The 19,161-nt window shown below is 33.2% G+C and carries 18 protein-coding genes, 1 riboswitch and 1 other annotated feature; of the genes, 13 read left to right on the top strand and 5 right to left on the bottom strand.

Features of this window, described 5'->3' with window-relative positions; translation table 11 throughout:
• Positions 1–97 precede the first annotated feature (97 nt).
• Positions 98–970 (top strand): GRP family sugar transporter, encoded by an 873-nt coding sequence (locus tag WR164_RS05425; protein WP_286136518.1) that lies wholly within the window; start codon positions 98–100, stop codon positions 968–970.
• A gap of 58 nt (positions 971–1,028) precedes the next feature.
• Here WR164_RS05425 and brnQ read toward each other — a convergent pair whose 3' ends face one another.
• The 3 genes from brnQ to WR164_RS05410 form a co-directional block, all read right to left on the bottom strand.
• The gene (gene brnQ / locus WR164_RS05420; protein ID WP_286136517.1) at positions 1,029–2,375 is read right to left on the bottom strand and encodes a branched-chain amino acid transport system II carrier protein; all 1,347 of its coding nucleotides are present in this window, start codon (positions 2,373–2,375) and stop codon (positions 1,029–1,031) included.
• Between the two features lie 61 nt (positions 2,376–2,436).
• Positions 2,437–2,684: a binding site (T-box leader), on the bottom strand.
• A gap of 73 nt (positions 2,685–2,757) precedes the next feature.
• Positions 2,758–3,195 carry a GtrA family protein gene (locus WR164_RS05415; protein ID WP_286136516.1) on the bottom strand — a complete coding sequence of 146 codons (438 nt, stop codon included), beginning with the start codon at positions 3,193–3,195 and terminating at the stop codon, positions 2,758–2,760.
• 3 nt (positions 3,196–3,198) lie between these two features.
• Positions 3,199–4,137 carry a glycosyltransferase family 2 protein gene (locus WR164_RS05410; RefSeq protein ID WP_286136515.1) on the bottom strand — a complete coding sequence of 313 codons (939 nt, stop codon included), beginning with the start codon at positions 4,135–4,137 and terminating at the stop codon, positions 3,199–3,201.
• A gap of 162 nt (positions 4,138–4,299) precedes the next feature.
• On the opposite strand from WR164_RS05410, the gene wecB reads away from it, so the two are divergent.
• Positions 4,300–5,430, top strand: coding sequence for a non-hydrolyzing UDP-N-acetylglucosamine 2-epimerase (gene wecB, locus WR164_RS05405; RefSeq protein WP_286136514.1), 1,131 nt, complete (start codon positions 4,300–4,302; stop codon positions 5,428–5,430).
• The gene (locus WR164_RS05400; RefSeq protein ID WP_286136513.1) at positions 5,430–6,296 is read left to right on the top strand and encodes a YihY/virulence factor BrkB family protein; all 867 of its coding nucleotides are present in this window, start codon (positions 5,430–5,432) and stop codon (positions 6,294–6,296) included. Before wecB ends, WR164_RS05400 begins: the two co-directional genes overlap by 1 nt.
• An 18-nt stretch (positions 6,297–6,314) precedes the next feature.
• Here the strand turns inward: WR164_RS05400 and WR164_RS05395 are convergent, their stop codons facing one another.
• Positions 6,315–6,773 (bottom strand): flavodoxin, encoded by a 459-nt coding sequence (locus WR164_RS05395; protein WP_286136512.1) that lies wholly within the window; start codon positions 6,771–6,773, stop codon positions 6,315–6,317.
• Between the two features lie 95 nt (positions 6,774–6,868).
• Between WR164_RS05395 and WR164_RS05390 the strand changes: the two genes are divergently transcribed.
• The 6 genes from WR164_RS05390 to WR164_RS05365 all read left to right on the top strand — a co-directional run bounded on the left by WR164_RS05390 (position 6,869) and on the right by WR164_RS05365 (position 12,986).
• Entirely contained in the window at positions 6,869–7,669 is an 801-nt protein-coding gene (locus WR164_RS05390) for a RecX family transcriptional regulator (protein WP_286136511.1), read from the top strand.
• Positions 7,670–7,677: 8 nt separating this feature from the next.
• Complete coding sequence (locus WR164_RS05385) at positions 7,678–8,805, top strand: AI-2E family transporter (protein ID WP_286136510.1); 1,128 nt, start codon at positions 7,678–7,680, stop codon at positions 8,803–8,805.
• Positions 8,806–8,912: 107 nt separating this feature from the next.
• Positions 8,913–9,329, top strand: a complete 417-nt coding sequence (gene tagD / locus WR164_RS05380; protein WP_286136509.1) for a glycerol-3-phosphate cytidylyltransferase — start codon at positions 8,913–8,915, stop codon at positions 9,327–9,329.
• A gap of 85 nt (positions 9,330–9,414) precedes the next feature.
• On the top strand, positions 9,415–10,992 hold the full coding sequence (locus WR164_RS05375; RefSeq protein ID WP_286136508.1) for a peptide chain release factor 3: 1,578 nt from the start codon (positions 9,415–9,417) through the stop codon (positions 10,990–10,992).
• Positions 10,993–11,112: 120 nt separating this feature from the next.
• Positions 11,113–12,540: a C69 family dipeptidase gene (locus WR164_RS05370; protein WP_286136507.1), complete on the top strand. Its 1,428-nt coding sequence runs from the start codon at positions 11,113–11,115 to the stop codon at positions 12,538–12,540.
• A 66-nt stretch (positions 12,541–12,606) separates the two neighbouring features.
• Positions 12,607–12,698, top strand: a riboswitch (TPP riboswitch).
• Positions 12,699–12,776: 78 nt separating this feature from the next.
• A complete protein-coding gene (locus tag WR164_RS05365) occupies positions 12,777–12,986 on the top strand; it encodes a hypothetical protein (protein WP_286136506.1) in 210 nt (69 codons plus the stop codon).
• A gap of 74 nt (positions 12,987–13,060) precedes the next feature.
• Here the strand turns inward: WR164_RS05365 and WR164_RS05360 are convergent, their stop codons facing one another.
• Positions 13,061–15,310 carry an ATP-dependent Clp protease ATP-binding subunit gene (locus WR164_RS05360; RefSeq protein ID WP_286136505.1) on the bottom strand — a complete coding sequence of 750 codons (2,250 nt, stop codon included), beginning with the start codon at positions 15,308–15,310 and terminating at the stop codon, positions 13,061–13,063.
• A gap of 246 nt (positions 15,311–15,556) precedes the next feature.
• On the opposite strand from WR164_RS05360, the gene ykzS reads away from it, so the two are divergent.
• The 4 genes from ykzS (at position 15,557) to WR164_RS05340 (ending at position 19,156) form a co-directional block, all read left to right on the top strand.
• Complete coding sequence (gene ykzS / locus WR164_RS05355) at positions 15,557–15,742, top strand: protein YkzS (RefSeq protein WP_286136504.1); 186 nt, start codon at positions 15,557–15,559, stop codon at positions 15,740–15,742.
• Positions 15,743–15,829: 87 nt separating this feature from the next.
• Entirely contained in the window at positions 15,830–16,096 is a 267-nt protein-coding gene (locus WR164_RS05350; RefSeq protein ID WP_286136503.1) for a phosphocarrier protein HPr, read from the top strand.
• 2 nt (positions 16,097–16,098) lie between these two features.
• On the top strand, positions 16,099–17,823 hold the full coding sequence (ptsP, locus tag WR164_RS05345) for a phosphoenolpyruvate--protein phosphotransferase (RefSeq protein ID WP_286136502.1): 1,725 nt from the start codon (positions 16,099–16,101) through the stop codon (positions 17,821–17,823).
• Positions 17,824–17,971: 148 nt separating this feature from the next.
• Positions 17,972–19,156 (top strand): glycosyltransferase family 4 protein, encoded by a 1,185-nt coding sequence (locus tag WR164_RS05340; RefSeq protein ID WP_286136501.1) that lies wholly within the window; start codon positions 17,972–17,974, stop codon positions 19,154–19,156.
• Positions 19,157–19,161: the final 5 nt, after the last annotated feature.

Genomic DNA, 19,161 nt, shown 5'->3' with positions numbered 1-19,161 from the left:
TAATTTTCTTTGAATAGTTTTAGTTTAAATTGCGTGATATTAAGGCTCAAAACAATTAAAATGAAATCGTTGTTATTTTTATATGAAAGGTGATTTTATGAATATTTTAATTGGCTTAATTCCGGCTCTTTTATGGGGGCTAATGCCAGTTGCCGTTAATAAATCTGGTGGGCGTCCCATTAATCAATTAATTGGAACGACGTATGGTGCTTTCATTATTGCTCTAATTGTATATTTAATTAAAAGGCCTGAGATATCAGCAAGTACTTTTTGGTGGTGTTTGCTTTCTGGCATTTTTTGGACTTTTGGTCAATTGACCCAGTACACTTCATTTACAAAAATTGGGGTTTCAACGGCAATGCCAATATCAACTGGCATGCAACTAGTTGGTAATTCACTGATTGGTGTTTTATTTTTTGGTGAATGGAATTCAATTGAATTTAAAATCATTGGATTCTCTGCCATTGTTTTAATTATCATTGGAATTGCTTTAACCACTAAAACGGATAGCGATAATAAAATTAATTCTGCTGCTTTAAAAGAGGGGGTATTATTACTGCTATTTGGTACTTTTGGTTATGCAGGATATTCTGCCTTTCCGAGGATTGCTAACGCTGATGGCTGGAGTGCACTCTTTCCGCAGATTTTAGGGATGCTGATTACGGCGGTTATTTTTTCAATTGGATTATCAAAACAAAATCCAGTTAAGGATTCACTGTTCAGCAGGCATTCAATTTTGAATATGTCGACCGGATTTTTATTTGGATTAGCTGCATTTGTTTATTTAATTTCGACCCATTTGAATGGGGTCGCAACGGGATTCACAATTTCTCAAATGTGTGTCATCGTATCAACCTTAAGTGGAATCTTTATTATCGGTGAACACAAGAGTAAGCGTGAATTAACGTTCGTCATTTTAGGATTGATTCTGGTTGTAATTGGTGGAATCATGACCGGTAATATTCAATAAATAATTAATAGAGCACACAAACCTTGTTTAATTTGCCGAGGATTGTGTGCTTTTTATTTTAAGCTATTTTTCTTATTTTTACCCAGATAAAACTAATTATAAGTCCGAATAACATAAATGGGATAAAATCCAATCCAACGTTGAATAATGGAATGGATGAATTACACCATTGGCTTAAATGATAGACAAAAGCGGTTTGATTAATCGGTGCAGGCAAACTATGGATGAAATCTAGAATTGCTGGAATGGCTGTGAAAATAATCGTTGTTTTGTAGATGATTTGATTTTGTTCGAGATATCGATTTAAAACGCCTAAAATAATCAAAGCAATTGCAATTGGATATAATAATTCTAATATTGGTGATGAATACGTAATAATTTTAGTTAAACCAAAATTAGCAATAATAAATGATCCGATTGTTGAAAGTGTTAAAAAGAAATGATAACCCAACTTGGGAAATCGATTAGCCCAATCTTGGGAAAGGGAACTAATTAATCCAATTTCAGTTGTTAAACATGCCAATAATGTCAGAGTAGCTAATAATGCAGCACCAAATACACCGGTATAGTGCTTCATAATTTCGGTAAAGGCAATCCCACCATTAGCACTGATTGAAGTATATTTTAAACTGATGACACCTAATGCAATTAAAAAGATATAAATCAATGCTTCGAATCCCATTGTCAGCATGCCAATTTTAGAAACGGCTTTTGATCGTTGTCGTTTTGTTTTTAATCCAAAAAATTTTAACGATGCGATAATAGCAACCCCAAACCCTAATCCAGCTAAGGCATCCATTGTGTTGTATCCCTGCAAAAATCCGGTTGCTAAATTACTTGCATTTTGACCATTATGACTAATGATGGGAAGATTTCTAAAGTCACCCTTAATAACGAAAGCAAGGATAAAAAGAAAGAGAATCAATAGAATAAATACCGGATTCAAAAATTTACCAACGTATTTAGTAATTTGATTTGATTTAAATGCGAGCCAATATGAACCCCCGAAGAAAATTAATGAAAAAATGAAGAGACCAATTTGATTATCACGAGTTGGAAGTAATGGCTGAATTCCCATGGAATATGTTACAGTTGCTGTTCTAGGAGACGCAATTAGAACCCCTAATGATAAGTGGGTCAAAGCCATAAAAATAAAAGCAAAAATGGAGCCAGTTGGTAGTGCTAGATCAAACATGCTATTGCTTTCCGTTTTACTGATGGCTTGAATGGAGAGTAATGGTAAAAGGATTGACGACAATAAGAATCCAATCGTTGCAAAAATCCAGTTCGTGTTACTTAACTGACCAAGGTGGATTGGAAAAATTAAATTACCAGCGCCAAAGAACAGGCCGAATAGTAATGATGATAAAATGATGTACTGTTTCTTTGATAGATGAATATTCATTCATAATTCCTCCTTATTAATTTAAACTATGTAAAAACAAAAAAGGCGTCCTTAGTTTTTAACTAAGGACGCCTTTTGCGCGGTACCACCTTGATTTCGATGACGAAACATCGACTGCTTAAAGAGTACGACTTACTTGGTAAGTGATACTCCATTGCTGTAATGGGCGCAATCCCAGTGGCTACTACAATTAAAATCATATCCACAACTCACGGTTTACTTTGCTTTTTTTGAAATATCCTATTTCACCGACCTAGGATTCGCTTAGATTTCTAATGAAAAAGCTACTACTCCGCTCAATGTTTTTAACACGATTAAATTTAAATTAACATTATTATAAATTCTGTGATTTTAAAAGTCAATCTAAAATAAAATTATGATTCTATTTTGATGTTTTTTTGAAGACAACTAATTTTGACCAGAAATAATTAGCAATCACAACAAAGACATTACCAATAATATTCGCAATTGATTCCTCAATTTTAGATTGCATCCCAACGTTAACTAGAATGTCAACAAGAATAATTTCAATTGCTGAGGCACCAGCTCTGCCCAAGAAAAAGTACCAAAATTCTTTTATCTGTTCGGCCAAATTGTGGGCATTAGAATAAAAAACATACTTTCGGTTGGTGAAATATGCAAAAACAATTCCAGCAAATTGTGAAATGGCGCCAATGATTGTAATCCTAAATTTGATTTGGGGAAGGCTAAAAATTAGTAGTTCATAAACAGCAATACTAACAATGGTTGTTAGTACACCCCAAAATAGATATGAAATTACTTGCTTATTTTGTTGATACAAATTAATTAATTTTTTCATACACTATTTCTTTTCCTTTATGATGTATTTTGGTCGATTCTTGGATTCTAAATAGATTTTGCCAATGTAATTACCGACAATCCCTAAGCAGAATAGTTGGATGCCACCAATTAAAAGAATGATTGAAACGAGGGATGGCCATCCCGCAACCGAATCTTGGTAGAAGATAGCACGAATAACAACAAATAGTAATCCGATGATTGATAAAAAGCAAGAAATTCCACCAACTAGGGTTGCAAATTTTAGAGGAGCATCAGAAAAATCAATAATGCCTTCAAGTGAATATTCTAATAGTTGATACATTGACCAGTGTGAATGGCCGGCAGCACGTTTTTGTCCCGGATATTTAATATAGGTGGTGTTAAAACCAACCCATGTGAAAATACCCTTGGTAAAACGATTATATTCATGAAGCTCTAAAACGGCATCGACAAATTGTCTGGTCATTAGACGATAGTCACGAACGTTGGGTTTAACTTGAACGTCTGATAACCAATCCATGACCTTATAAAATTGTGATGACAAAAATGCTCTAACTGGATTTTGTTTCCGGCTAGTTTGAATGCATCCAACGCAATCATAGTCCTGAGTCTGAATGATCTTTAACATTTTAGGTAATAAAGCCGGCGGATCTTGCAAATCAACGTCCATGACTGCAACGTAATCACCGTTAATATTATTTAATCCGGCAGCCATTGCCGATTCTTTACCAAAATTTCTAGAAAATGAAACGTAGTGAACATATTCAGGATGTTCCCTTTGTAAATCCTTCATGATTTTTAGTGTATTGTCACTAGATCCGTCATTAATGAATAAATATTCGGGCTCATATTTCTTTTCATCTTGGTTCATCTTTTGAAAGACTTGATCAGTTGTCTTATAAAATAATTTGATTGACTGTTCTTCGTTATAACAAGGAACGATTAAACCGATTTTTTCCACTTTATTTAATTCTCCTTAATTAATTGAATTAATGGTTTAGAAAAACATTATTATTTTAACATAAATTAGCCAATGATAATTTAAATCATCAATAATATGTTATCACTACTTAAGTTTTGTTATAATTAAATTAACTATTGTTTATATTTGGAGGTTTTATAAATGACTGCTCCAATCAAAGTTATGACGATTTTTGGAACGCGACCAGAAGCCATTAAAATGGCGCCGATCATTTTAAAAATGAAACAAAATCCGGGAAAATTTAAACCCATTACGTTGGTAACGGCTCAACATCGTGAGATGCTTGATCAGGTTTTGCATGTTTTTCACATCGTACCGGATTATGATTTGAATATCATGAAAAATAATCAGACGTTAAGTCAGATTACAACGACCGTGATTAGTAAATTAGATCGAATTTTAGATGATAACAAGCCTGACATTATCTTAGTTCACGGTGATACGACAACTACTTTTGCCGCGGCTGTCAGCAGCTTTTACCATCAGATTAAACTAGGGCATGTTGAAGCGGGGTTAAGAACCTGGGATAAATATTCACCTTATCCAGAGGAGATGAATCGGCAATTAACTGATGTTTTAGCAGACTTATATTTTGCACCAACTAAGTTAAGCCGGCAAAATTTATTAAAAGAACATCATGATAGAAATCATATTTTTATTACCGGGAATACGGCAATTGATGCACTGGATCAAACGGTTAGTAAAAATTACTCCCACGAGGTTTTAAATCATGTTGATAAAAATCACCGAATGATTTTGCTTACGATGCACCGGAGAGAAAACCATGGGGAACCAATGAAAAGGACATTTAAAGCAATTAAAGCTGAATTAGCTAAGCATCCAGACGTAGAAATTGTTTATCCGGTTCACTTAAGTCCGGCAGTTCAAAAAGTGGCCCATGAAGAATTTGACCATGTTAAACGGGTTCATTTAACTGCTCCACTTGACGTTGTTGATTTTCATAACCTCGCCGCCAGGAGTTACTTTATTATGACCGATTCCGGTGGGGTTCAGGAAGAAGCACCATCACTAGAAAAGCCGGTATTAGTTTTAAGAGAAGAAACAGAACGTCCAGAAGGGGTTAAAGCCGGGACTTTAAAATTAGTTGGAACTGATCCGGATAAAATAAAATTCAACATGGAACAATTGTTGGACCATCCTGATGAATACCGAAAGATGGCGTTAGCTAAAAATCCCTATGGAGACGGAAAGGCTTCGATTCGAATCTTAAATGCAATTTATAGCACTTTTAAAGGAAATGATATTAATTAATGAAATTTAAAAAATTTTTAAAAATTCTTTTAAATCATTATCAAATGGGTGAAATATCCGATTCTTCAGTCGTGCTCGCTTACTATATTTTACTGTCATTAATTCCAATTTTAATGATGACAATTGCTATTTTGCACCTAGTCGGTATTGATTTTCAGTCATTTTTTACATACATTAAAATGATATTACCACCGAGAATTATTCAAATTGTGATGCCGATGATTAATTCAGCCGAACATTCCGGTGATGAAGGTCAATTATCGATTAATATTTTAATTTTGATTTGGTCAGCTAGTCGTGGAATTGCGGCATTTAAACGGGTTATTAATAAAATTTATGGAATTAAGGGCTATAATACGATTATTAACCGAATCATTTCATTTGTATTATTGCTTTTAACAGCAATTTCATCAATGGCCTTAATTTTATTTCTTGAATTTGGTCAATCAATTTTAAATCATATTATCCCTAATTCTATTATTTCATTTGTATTTAGAACGATGAAATGGCCACTGTTTTTAATCATTTTATTTGGAGTTAACCTTCTAATATTTTACTTTATTCCGAGTGTATCAACTAAAATAAGGTACGTTTGGATTGGCGCTCTGATTAGTGGGATTGGTTCATTATTACTTTCAAGGTTGTTTTCAACGTTTATCGTTTACTTTAGTCACGGTTTAGATGCTTATAAAACATTAGGTGCATTTATTATTTTAATGTTTTGGCTATACTTTCTTGGAATCATCGTTTTATTCGGTGCGGTTGTTAATGCTTCTTTTCAAGAATTAATGACCGGTAAGATTACTGAAAGCCGATCGTTTCAAAAGATTATTGATTCAAGTTCAAAATTAAAACTAAAAAAATAATCGTTGAATATTCAACAATTATTTTTGGAGGTCCTTATACTTTTGGACTAAATTGGCACTAAATTGATCTAGTGTTTTAATATCCTTAGCTTCAGGTTCTAAATTAATTTTGACGTTAGCTGATCCCTTAATGGCATTAGCTTTTTGGAAGGCTTTATCAAAAGCATCAACGGCAACGTTGTAGTATTCTTGATAATAGGTATCACCAGATCCTGCAACACCATATATTTTTCCAGATAGATTTAATTGATTTAAATCATCGAAAAAATCCATTCCTTCTTCTGGAAGTGAACCGCCATTATAGGTATAAGCACAAACAACACAGATGTCAGCATCTTTTAAGTCGCTAGCGTCTGTTTGTGATATTTCGGATTCTTTAACTTGAATGCCTAAATCTTCTAGTCCTTCATCGACAATATCAGCGACATCCTCATTATTTCCGGTGATGGTTGCAAATACTACGTGAGCTCTGATCATTTTATTTAATAACTCCTTAATTTGGGATTGTTTTTAAAAATAAGTATAGCAGAATTCAATTGGAACGTTAATTTATAAATTAAGAAGGTGGTCAATTGGCTAATAAAATTACTAAAATTAAGGCTCAAAAGAGAAAGGGCCGCTACAATGTTTATATTAATCAACACTATGCTTTTCCAATCAGTGAAAGTGTGATGATTAAGTACCGTGTTTTTAAAGGGATGGAAGTTGATGAAAAATTAAAGCAGAAATTAGAACATGCTGATAATATTTCAAAACTTTATAACCGGGCAATTGATTATTTGGCCAATCAGCTTCGGACTGAGAACGAAATCCGTGTAAAATTAAAGTCAATTACTGATGATCCTGATGCAATTGAAATGGTCGTTCAACATTTAAAAAATGAAAAACTAGTTGATGACAGGAATTATGCCAATAGTTATGTTCGGACTAAAATGAGAATTAATGCTTTTGGACCGAACAAAATTATTGAACAGCTAAAGCTGAAACACATCGATGAAAATTTGATTGATGAAGCAATCGATAATAATTATGAACATCATCAATTGATTGATAATGGAGTTTATCAAGCTGAACGGATTTTTAAAAAACACCAACATGATGCATTTCGAAAACGAATCCAGAAGACTAAAATTGGAATGGTCAGAAAGGGCTTTTCGTATCCACAAATTGATGAAATTATGACTCAAATTGAATTTCAGCCAGATGATGATCACCAACGACAACTATTGAATCAAAAGGGCCAACAAATTTGGCATCAAAACCGCGGTTATGATTTATCAAAACGAATTTTAAAAACAAAGCAGAAACTTTATCGAAGGGGATTTTTGATGGATGATATCAATTCCTGGATTGATCGAATCGTTCAAAATTAACGGAGGGATTGGATATTTTTAATAAATTGAAGCAAACGCCAATCATCATGTGGTCTTTAGAACTTTTAATTGTTGTTGCAATTATTTACCTTTGTACTAAAATGCATTTTATTTTTTCGCCCATTGGTATTTTTATTTCAGCAATTTTTACACCAATTTTAATTTCTGGATTTTTATATTATATGTTGAATCCCATTATTAAATTATTGATGAAAATTAAAATTAGTAAACGAAAACACGTTTCTAGAAATTGGGCCGTTACAATTGTTTTCTTATTGATGATTGGAATCATTATTTATATTTTGTTATCATTTTTGCCACATTTAATCTCACAAGTTAGTAATTTAATTGCTAATATTCCGCATTTTACTAAAATGACAGAAACAACCGTTAGTAAAATTTCCAAAAATAATCGAAATCCATATGTGGGGCAATTTGCTAGTAAGATTCAAAATTACTTATATGGATATGCTCAAACATTTTTAAGTGGTTTTGCAAATAGCGTTGGAAAAATTATTTCAATGGCAACTAGTGTTGTTGTTATGATTGTAACGGTTCCGGTGATTTTATTTTACATGTTAAAAGATGGGTATAAGTTTATTCCAAGTATTGAACGCTTTATTCCAAAGAAACATAGAAGCCAAACCATTAAATTATTGAGAAAGATGAGTGATACCATTTCTCATTATATTGGTGGTCAAATGATTGAATGTCTTTTTGTTGGAACCTTTGTTTCGCTAGGATATTTCTTAATTGGTCAAAAATATGCATTGTTACTTGGCGTTTTTGCTGGGATTTGTAATATTATGCCATACGTGGGTCCCTATGTTGGAATTATTCCTTCAATTTTAGTTGCCTTGTCAATGAGTATTACCCAAACCATTTATGTAATTATCATTGTTATTATTGTTCAACAGATTGATGGGAATTTAATCTATCCGAATGTAATTGGTAAAAGTTTGCAAATTCACCCATTAACCATTATTATTTTATTGCTGGCTTCTGGTAATATTGCTGGTCTATTGGGAATGATTCTAGTTATTCCAGTTTATGCAGTAATTAAAGTGATTATTCAATATCTTTATAATATTTGGCAGATCCAACATGAACACGATCTAAATAAATTTAAATTATAATTGACGTTCTTTTTGATTATGATACTATTAACTATGTTTAATTAATTATCAATTTGATAATTTTAAAAATAAAAATAATTTATTTTAAAACGAAGTAGGAGAAAATTATGAAAAAAGTAATTACTTATGGAACGTTTGATCTTTTACATAAGGGTCACGTTAGATTGTTAAAACGTGCAAGAGCATTGGGCGATAGTTTAACGGTGGGCCTTTCTACCGATGAATTTAATGCCGAAAAAGGTAAAAAAGCATATATGTCATATGAGGACCGTAAATATGTTTTAGAAGCAATTCGCTATGTTGATAAGGTCATTCCAGAAAAAAGTTGGAATCAAAAAATTAATGATGTTAAAAAGAATCATATTGATATCTTCGTTATGGGTGATGATTGGAAAGGTAAATTTGACTTTTTGAAACCTTATTGTCAAGTTATTTACTTACCAAGAACTAAGGGTATTTCAACCACAAAAATTAAGGAAGATTTAGGTGAAAAAGACGCTAAAAAATGGAAAGTAAATAAATAATGAAACTAACCACCCTTAGTTTAATTAAAACTAAGGGTCTTTTTGTGAACATCATTAGTTTTGTAAATGACGAAAGGACGAGAGCATGGAAAACAAAAAATTAGACCAAGCCGTTGATAAAAGACGAACTTTTGCAATTATTTCCCATCCGGATGCAGGTAAGACTACGATTACTGAGCAGTTATTACTTTATGGTGGCATTATAAGGAAGGCCGGTAGTGTTAAGGCTAGAAAAACCGGTAATTTTGCTAAATCAGATTGGATGGCAATTGAAAAGAAACGTGGAATTTCAGTTACAAGTTCTGTGATGCAATTTGATTATGGTGGCAAACGAATCAATATTTTAGATACCCCTGGGCATCAAGATTTTTCAGAAGATACCTATCGAACCCTAATGGCTGTTGATTCTGCGGTCATGGTAATTGATTCTGCTAAGGGAATCGAACCGCAAACTAAAAAATTATTTAAAATTTGTAAAATGCGTGGTATTCCGATTTTTACCTTTATGAACAAATTAGATCGTGATAGTCGTGATCCAATGGAGTTGATTGCCCAACTTGAGGATGTTTTAGGAATTGAAGGCTACCCAATGAACTGGCCAATTGGCTCCGGTAAAATTTTTAAAGGGCTATATGATCGTTATAATGACAGAGTTGCTTTATATCATGCAAAAGATCCTGAACATCCATACTTGAAATTAGATGATGATGGTAATTTAAAGCAATCTAATCCAATTCAAGATGATGATATTTACAAAGAAGCAAAGGAGAACATGGATTTGATCCAGGTTGCTGGAAATCAATTTGATCGCGATAAAATCATGCGTGGTGATCAAACCCCGGTTTTCTTCGGCTCAGCTTTAGCTGATTTCGGGGTTCAAACCTTTTTAGATGCTTACCTTGATTTTGCACCTCAACCGGAAGAACATACTACCCAGGACGATCAAGTTGTGCAACCTGATGATGCTAATTTTTCAGGATTTGTTTTTAAAATTCAAGCTAATATGAATCCTAGACACCGTGATCGAATTGCTTTCGTTAGAATTTGTTCCGGTGAATTTAAACGTGGGATGGACGTAACTCTTGAAAGAACCCAACGTAAAATTAGATTATCCAACGTGACTGAATTTATTGCAAATACGAGGGAAAATGTTCAAACTGCCGTTGCTGGTGATATTATTGGTTTATATGATACCGGTAATTTTAGAATTGGCGATACCATTTATACTGGCAAACAAAATATTAAATTCCAGAAATTGCCACAATTTACTCCGGAATTATTTGTTAAAGTTGCTGCTAAGAATGTTATGAAACAAAAGACATTTCATAAGGGCATTCGGCAATTAGTTGAAGAAGGTGCGGTTCAACTATATACTTCTTATTCAACGAATGAATATATTTTAGGTGCTGTTGGTCAATTGCAATTTGAAGTTTTCCAATTCCGGATGAAGAACGAATATCATTCTGATATTATTATGAAACCATTGGGGCACAAGATTGCAAGATGGATTGATCCTGACCAATTAGATGAAAAAATGTCTTCATCAAGAAATATATTGGTTAAAGATCAACATAATGATCCATTGTTCTTATTTGAAAATCATTTTGCTGAACGTTGGTTTAAGGACAAGTACCCGGATGTTAAGTTAACAGCTAAACTATAATTAAAATTAATTCCACGGAAATTATTTCCATGGAATTTTTTAGGATTTAAACTTTTAATGATTTGAATAATTCAAATGATGCTATAATTAAACTATGATTTTTTAGAAAGGGTGTTTGAAATGAGCAAACATTTATCCGCATGTACAACGGTTCTAGTTGGTAAAAAAGCATCAATTGATGGCTCAACGATGATTGCCAGAAACGATGATACATTTTTACCACTAACCCCACAAAGATTTTTTGTTAAACCAGCGTACCATCATCAAACGGGATTGATTTGGAAATCAAATCAAAACGGTTTTAAAGCACCAATGCCTGAAAATGGCTACCGTTATTCTTTAACACCAAACGTTGAAGTTGATAAAGAGGGTGTTTTTGCCGAAAGTGGTTTTAACGAAAAAAACGTTGCAATGAGTGCAACTGAAAGTGTTTATGGTAATGATCGTGCACTAGCATTCGATCCATGGATTAAAAACGGCCTGGCTGAAGATTCACTTCAATCCATGGTTTTGCCATATATCCATTCTGCTAAACATGGGGTTCAATATTTAGGGCAATTAATTAAGAAGTACGGTTCTCCAGAAGGCAATGGCGTTATTTTTAGTGATAATGATGAAATTTGGTACATGGAAATTGTCACTGGACACCACTGGGTAGCTGAACGAATCCCAGATGATGCTTATGCAGTGGCTTCTAACCGGGTTTCAATCCAACAGGTTGATTTTGATGATCCTGATCATTTTATGTTTTCAGATGGAATTCAAGATTTCGTCAAAAAACATCATTTGAATACTGATCACCATGGTTTTAATTTTAGGCATATTTTTGGAACCAGTAATAAAAAGGATCGTCATTATAATACGCCACGGGTATGGTTTGGCCAACGTTACTTCAATCCTGAAATTAAGCAGGATCCAATGTCAACTGAATTGCCATTTATCTGTCATACTGAACATAAAATCAATGTGAATGACATCGAATATATCTTAGGTTCCCATTTTAACGAAACTGATTATGATCCGTTAGGCAATGGTCCAAGGGATAAAAAACTTAAATTTAGACCGGTTTCTATGAATCGAACCCAGAATTCACATGTTTTACAGATTAGAAACGATGTAAATGCTGGACAATCAGCAATCATGTGGCTATGCTTTGGTGTTCCCGCATTTAGTCCATACGTTCCATTCTTCGCTAATGCTACCGATACTGATCCATCATACGTTAATACTCCTGTAAAAATGGATGACCAGAGTGCTTACTGGTTATATCGTAAACTATCCATGTTAGTTGAATCTCATTACAATAAATTTGAACAGGAGGACGTTGATTATTTAACGGATTCTAGAGAAGAAATGTTACGCCACGTTGAAGAAACTAATCAAAAAGCTAACAAATTATCTGGTCAAGAATTAACTGACTTTTTGACTAAACAAAATCATAAAATTGTTCAACACATGAACAAGAAGACAACCGACTTCTGCCATCATTTGATGGAAGAAGGATTAACTTTATCTAAATTGACTTACAATATGGATAAAAATCTTTAATGGTTTTAATTATTACGATGAAGTGTTGTATTAAAATCATAATTTAATTACAAAACTAAATATAAATACTGTCCACTGGGGTGCTTTAATAGCTGAGAAATACCCATTGAACCTGATCTAGTTAATACTAGCGAAGGAAGCCTGGCACTTATCAATCATAATTAATGATGAATAAAAATACTCATTTGCTAATTGCAAAGGAGTATTTTTTTGGTGGTAGTATTGGGAGGCAGATTATGTTTAGCAATCAATTAGTTGATAATGCGCAACCAATTTTAAATGCAATTGAAAAGCATCCGTTTGTTAAGGAAATTGGTAATGGGAATGTGAGAAGGGAAGCTTTAATTTTTGCTAACAATATTGATTTTATGAACGGTGTTTTTAATGCGTTATATCATATTACAGACATCGATATTAAAGAACGACAATTGATTAATAGAATTTAGTTTAATAAAGTGTAAAAAAATAACCCCATCATTTGATTAATGATGAGGTTATTTGATTTTAATTTAAGTTTTAGCTATTCTTTTGAATTTTGAGGATCGGATGCGGTCGGATCATTAGTTTTATCATCATCTGATTTAATATAAATGTTGTTCTTACTGTCAACATCGGCAATTAAATTAGTATGATTTTTATGATCTAAGTAATAATCAGCAACCTTATCTTCGATCTGTTCCTGAATAACACGTCTTAATGGACGAGCACCCATGGAAGGATTATAGCCTAAATCAACAATCTTCTTTTGAGCGGCAGGAGTTGTATCAATATGGAATCCCTGTTGAGCAAGCATTTTGTTAACTCTTGATAACATTAAGTTAACAATCTTTCTTAGATCAGTCTTATTTAATTGATTGAATTGGATAATATCATCAAAACGGTTTAGAAATTCAGGCTTAAAGTAATCAGTTAGATGATTAATAACCGAATGGGTATCACCCTTAGCACTAGCGCCAAAACCAACGTTAGCTTCTGAGTCACCGGTTCCAGCATTACTAGTCATGATGATGACAGTATCTTTAAATGAAACCGTGCGTCCCTGGGAATCAGTTAAACGGCCATCATCCAAGACTTGTAAGAAATCATGTAAGACGTCAGGGTGGGCTTTTTCAACTTCATCCAATAGAATTAAACTATATGGATGTCTTCTAACCTTTTCGGTTAATTGACCACCTTCGTTATAACCAACGTAACCAGGAGCAGAACCAATTAATTTAGCAACTGATTGTGGTTCGCGATATTCTGACATATCTAATCTGATCATTGCGTCTTTGGTTCCAAACAATTGACGAGCTAATTGTTTAGCTAGTTCAGTTTTACCAACACCGGTAGTTCCAACAAATAGGAATGAACCAACTGGTCGGCCAGTTCCATTAAAACCAATACGGCTTCGCTTGATTGCTTGAGCAACTTTATCAACTGCTTGATCTTGACCAATAACGTTTTTCTTTAAGTCAGGGGCAAGATTTCTTAGTTGCTGTTGTTCTTTAGATTGAAGTTCACCAACGGGGATGTTAGTAATTTCTTCAACAATTTGTTCCATGTCCTTAGAAGTTACCTTTGGAGTCTTAGTATCCTTAACATTCCCATTTGCCTTGATTTTATTTAATTTAGTTTCTTGATCGCGGTAGTAGGCAGCTTTTTCATAATCTTCCTGTTTTAAAGCAGCTTGTTTTTGTTGCTCAGCATTTTTGATCTGCTTTTCAACTGTTTGGGGATCGGTAACATTTAAGGTTAGATTCTTTCTAGAGCCAGCTTCATCAATTAAATCAATGGCTTTATCTGGTAAGAATCGGTCTTGAATATAACGATCGGATAGTTTAACAGCTGCCTTAATGGCATCATCAGTATATTTAACATGGTGATAATCTTCATATTTCTTTTGAATTCCCTTTAAGATTTGGATTGCTTCTTCAGGAGAAGGCTCGTTAACAATAACGGTTTGGAATCTTCTTGCTAATGCTGAATCTTTTTCAATGTCACGGTATTCTTTCATAGTCGTGGCACCTAGTAATTGAAATTCACCACGGGCAAGTGCTGGTTTCAAAACGTTTCCGGCATCCATGCCACCCTTAGCATTTCCGGCACCCATGATTTCATGAATTTCATCAATGAAGAGGATAATGTTAGGATTAGCTTGGACCTCTTTAATTAATTGGCGCATTCGCTTTTCAAATTGTCCTCTGATTCCAGTTCCTTGAACTAAGGAGACAACGTCCAAACGAATGATTTCCTTATGCAATAATTTTTCTGGAACGTTGCCCGAAGCAATTCTTAAAGCTAAACCTTCAACGACGGCAGTTTTACCAACACCAGCTTCACCGATTAAAACTGGATTGTTTTTAGTTCTGCGGTTTAAAATTTCAATTACTCTTGAAATTTCTTTATCTCGACCAATGACTGGATCAATTTTACCCTGTTTAGCTAATTCAGTCATATTGATTCCATATTGTGATAAAACGCCACCAGTATTTTGTCTACCGTTGCCGTTAAAACGACCACCGTTATTTCCATTCATTTGTTGACCATTAAAGCGGTTATTATTTAAATTACCGCCCATTGCTCTAAATATATCATCGAAATTATCGAATCCAAATGGATCTTGTCCCATATTATTGGCACCTCCGTTATGATTAGAATTAAAACCTTGTTGTCGATTTGTCAGGAGTTGATAACAATGTTGACATAAATCAATTCGCTGTCTTTTACCATTTACATTGACATATAAATGGATTGTGGCTCTATTTTTATGACAATTTTGACACAGCATTTTTGAACTCCTTTCTAAATTTTTAACAATTAATTATTTTCATATTTTTTAAATATTGTTTGACCTTTATTGACCTTTCAAAAATATTATACAACTTCATGTTTATGGTGCAAGAATTATGATTTAATCTTTAAAAGATTGTTTTACAATAAATTAGTACATTTTATGAGCAACAACAAGAATTTTGTTTACCTTATATTGTATAATATAAATATGTGTAATCGAAATAGTAAGGAGGGAGTTATCATGGACTCATCAAGCCAATATACAAAATTATTGAACCAACTAAAAGATGGTCAAATTAAATCTTTGCATATTACTCCTGATAATTTTAAACAATTTCAGGTTGCGTTTATGAAATTTCCAACAAGAAAACGAATCATTGGAACGGCACATCAACAAGGTAAAATAACTTATGTTTATCAACATTAATGGTTTTATAGTGTAAAGCCTTGTATTTTAAGGCATTAATTGATAATCTAAAAATTAAGGTAAGAATTATTAAGGAGAATGATTATTATGGTAAAACGTCAATTTAAAATTATTTCAGAAGCTGGCATTCATGCAAGACCAGCAACATTATTGGTTCAGACGGCAACCAAATATAATTCTAAGGTAACTTTAGAATATCAAGGAAAATCTGTTGATTTAAAATCAATTATGGGGGTCATGTCACTAGGAGTTGGTCACAATGCTAAAATTGTGATTAATGCCAATGGTGATGACGAAAAAGATGCATTAAATGCAGTTAGTGAAACAATGGAAAAAGAGGGTTTGTCTAAGTAGTCATGAAGAAATTAACTGGGGTATCTGCTAATGATGGAATTGCAATTGCAACTGTTTATAAACTAGTAGATTCTGATCTTTCTTTTAAAAAGAGAACAATTAAGAACCCAGAAAAAGAGATTGACCGTTTTGAAGATGCTTTAAGATCTTCAGGCAAAGAGTTAATTTCAATTAAAAAACGGGTCTTATCTTTACTAGGAGATAAGGCTGCACAAGTTTTTCAAGCTCACATCGTAATGATGAGAGATCCAGAATTTGTCAATCCAATTATTAATCAAATTAAAAACAACCATATTAATGCTGAGTATGCATTAAAAAAAGTATCCGACAGATCCGTTAGATACTTTGATATGATGGTTAATAATCATTATATGCAAGAACGAAAAAACGACATTGTTGATATCTCTAAAAGAATCATGAGTCATCTTCTTGGTAAAAAATTACCTGATTTATCCCTAATTAATAAACCAGTAGTAGTTGTTACGCATGATTTAACACCTAGCGATACCGCTCAGTTAAATACTAAGTATGTAAAGGGAATTGTTGCCGATCAGGGTGGGAGAACTTCTCATTCTGCAATTATGGCACGAATATTAGCGATGCCTGCAATTGTCAATACTCAAAAAATTACTAACCTTGTTTCTAATAATGATCAAATTATTGTTGATGGTGATTCTGGAATTGTAATTGTTAATCCTACCCACAAACAAGTTAGCATTTATCAAAAAAAATTAAAATTACAAAATCAGAAATTAAATAGTTTAAATAATTTAAAACAACGAAAAACGGTAACTAAAGATAAAAAAAGGGTTATGCTTTCCGCTAATATTGGGACGCATAATGATGCTACCACAGCATTAAAAAATGGTGCTGAAGGAATTGGCTTATACCGAACTGAATTTTTATACATGAATTCTGATCGACTACCGACCGAAGATGAACAATTTCAATCCTATAAAACCGTTCTGCAACGGATGAAGAATAAACCGGTGATCATCAGAACATTAGATATTGGTGGGGATAAACAATTACCATACATGCAAATGCCAAAGGAAGATAATCCTTTCTTGGGTTATCGAGCCATCCGTTTTAGTTTAAATAAGGAAGATATTTTTAGAACCCAGCTAAGGGCACTTTTGCGAGCGTCTAACTATGGTGATTTATCAATTATTTTCCCAATGGTTTCAACGTTGGGTGAATTTAGGGCTGCTAAATCCATTTATAATGAAGAACGTCAAAAAATGATTAATCAAAATCAACCTGTTGGTAAAATTAAAATTGGCATTATGGTAGAAGTCCCATCAGCTGCTATTTTAGCTGATCAATTTGCCAAAGAAGTTGATTTAATGAGCATTGGAACCAACGACTTAATTCAATATACAATGGCCGCTGATCGTGGTAATAATTATGTTGCTAATTTATATCAGCCTTATCATCCAGCTGTTTTAAGATTAATTAAACATGTGATTGACGCTTGTCATCATGAACATAAACCTGCCAGAATGTGTGGTGAGATGGCTAGTGATCCAATTGCAATGCCAATCTTGTTAGGAATGGGGCTCGATGAATTTTCAATGAGTTCTAGTTCAATCTTAAAGATTCGGTCTTTGATGAAAAAACTTGATACGAATAAAATGGCTAAATTGGCTACTAAAGTTGTTCATTCCGCTAATACTAGCGAGGACGTCATTGAAATGGTAAAAAGCATGGTTTCATTTCAATATTGATTTTTAAACTACTTAAATAATAGGAGCTAAAATGCTGATTCTTTTTAGCTCCTATTTGTTTTATCATTTTATCAAAAGTTGCAATGAATAATTCAACAACATATAATACAAACTGATTTATTAGAAATATTGGAAGGAAGGAAATCGATTGAATATTGGAATTTTTACTGATACATATTTTCCCCAGGTGAGTGGTGTTGCAACTTCAATTAAAACTTTGAAGAATCAACTGGAAAAACATGGTCATCAGGTTTATATTTTTACAACAACCGATCCCCATGTCGATAAAAAAGAGTATGAAAGAAACATTTTTCGCTTCTCTAGCATTCCTTTTATTTCTTTTACCGATCGACGAATTGCTTATCGTGGATTATTTCGGGCATATCAAATTGCTAAAAAATTAAATTTGAATATTATTCACACCCAGACTGAATTTTCAATGGGAATCATTGGTAAATATGTTGCTAGAAAGTTAAGCGTTCCATGTTTACACACTTATCATACGATGTATGAGGACTATCTCCACTATATTGCTAATGGTAAACTCGTTAAGCCAATTCACGTTAAGGAAGCTACCCTAGCTTTTTGTCATAATATGTCTGGGGTAATTGCTCCCAGTAAGCGAGTTTTAAATACATTAACTAACTATGGGGTTAAAAGCCCAATTAGAGTTATTCCAACTGGTATTGATGTGAATCAGTATGATCAAAAACACTATGTTAATGTTCGACCAAAATTGAAGATTTCTAAATCAGAGAAAGTTTTATTATCAGTAAGTCGGGTTGCATACGAAAAGAACATCCATGAATTAATTGATGCAATGCCTAGAATTATTGAAAAGGTTCCGAATGTTAAGCTGGTGATTGTGGGTGATGGACCCGCTAAAAGTGATTTAGAACATCAGGTAGATAGAATGCAATTAAATCAATTTGTTATCTTTACTGGTGAAATTAGTAATGATCATGTGAATGAATATTATCATATGGCAAATGTTTTTGTATCTACTTCTAATTCAGAATCACAGGGCTTGACTTATATTGAGGCGATGGCTGCTGGATTAAAAGTTATTGTGGTTAAAACGCCTTATACTGATAGTCTTTTAAATGATAAAACTTTAGGTCGAACATTTTCGACTGAAGATGAATACGTTAATGATGTGATTAAATATATTAAATTCCCGGAAAGGTATAAATTAACTAATCCGATTTTAAGACAACATAAACTGAAGGAAATTTCGGCAGAATGTTTCGGCAATCGCGTCATTAATTTTTATCATGCTTCGCAATTGATGTATGAAGACAAAAAGAGTCATTTAGGCGAAATTGATTTTTAGGAGGA

Origin of the sequence: Philodulcilactobacillus myokonensis, from assembly GCF_027923585.1 — a bacterium.
Classification (GTDB): Bacteria; Bacillota; Bacilli; order Lactobacillales; family Lactobacillaceae; genus Philodulcilactobacillus; species Philodulcilactobacillus myokonensis.
Note: the sequence above shows the minus strand (reverse complement) of the source record. Positions and strands in the feature narration are given on the sequence as shown.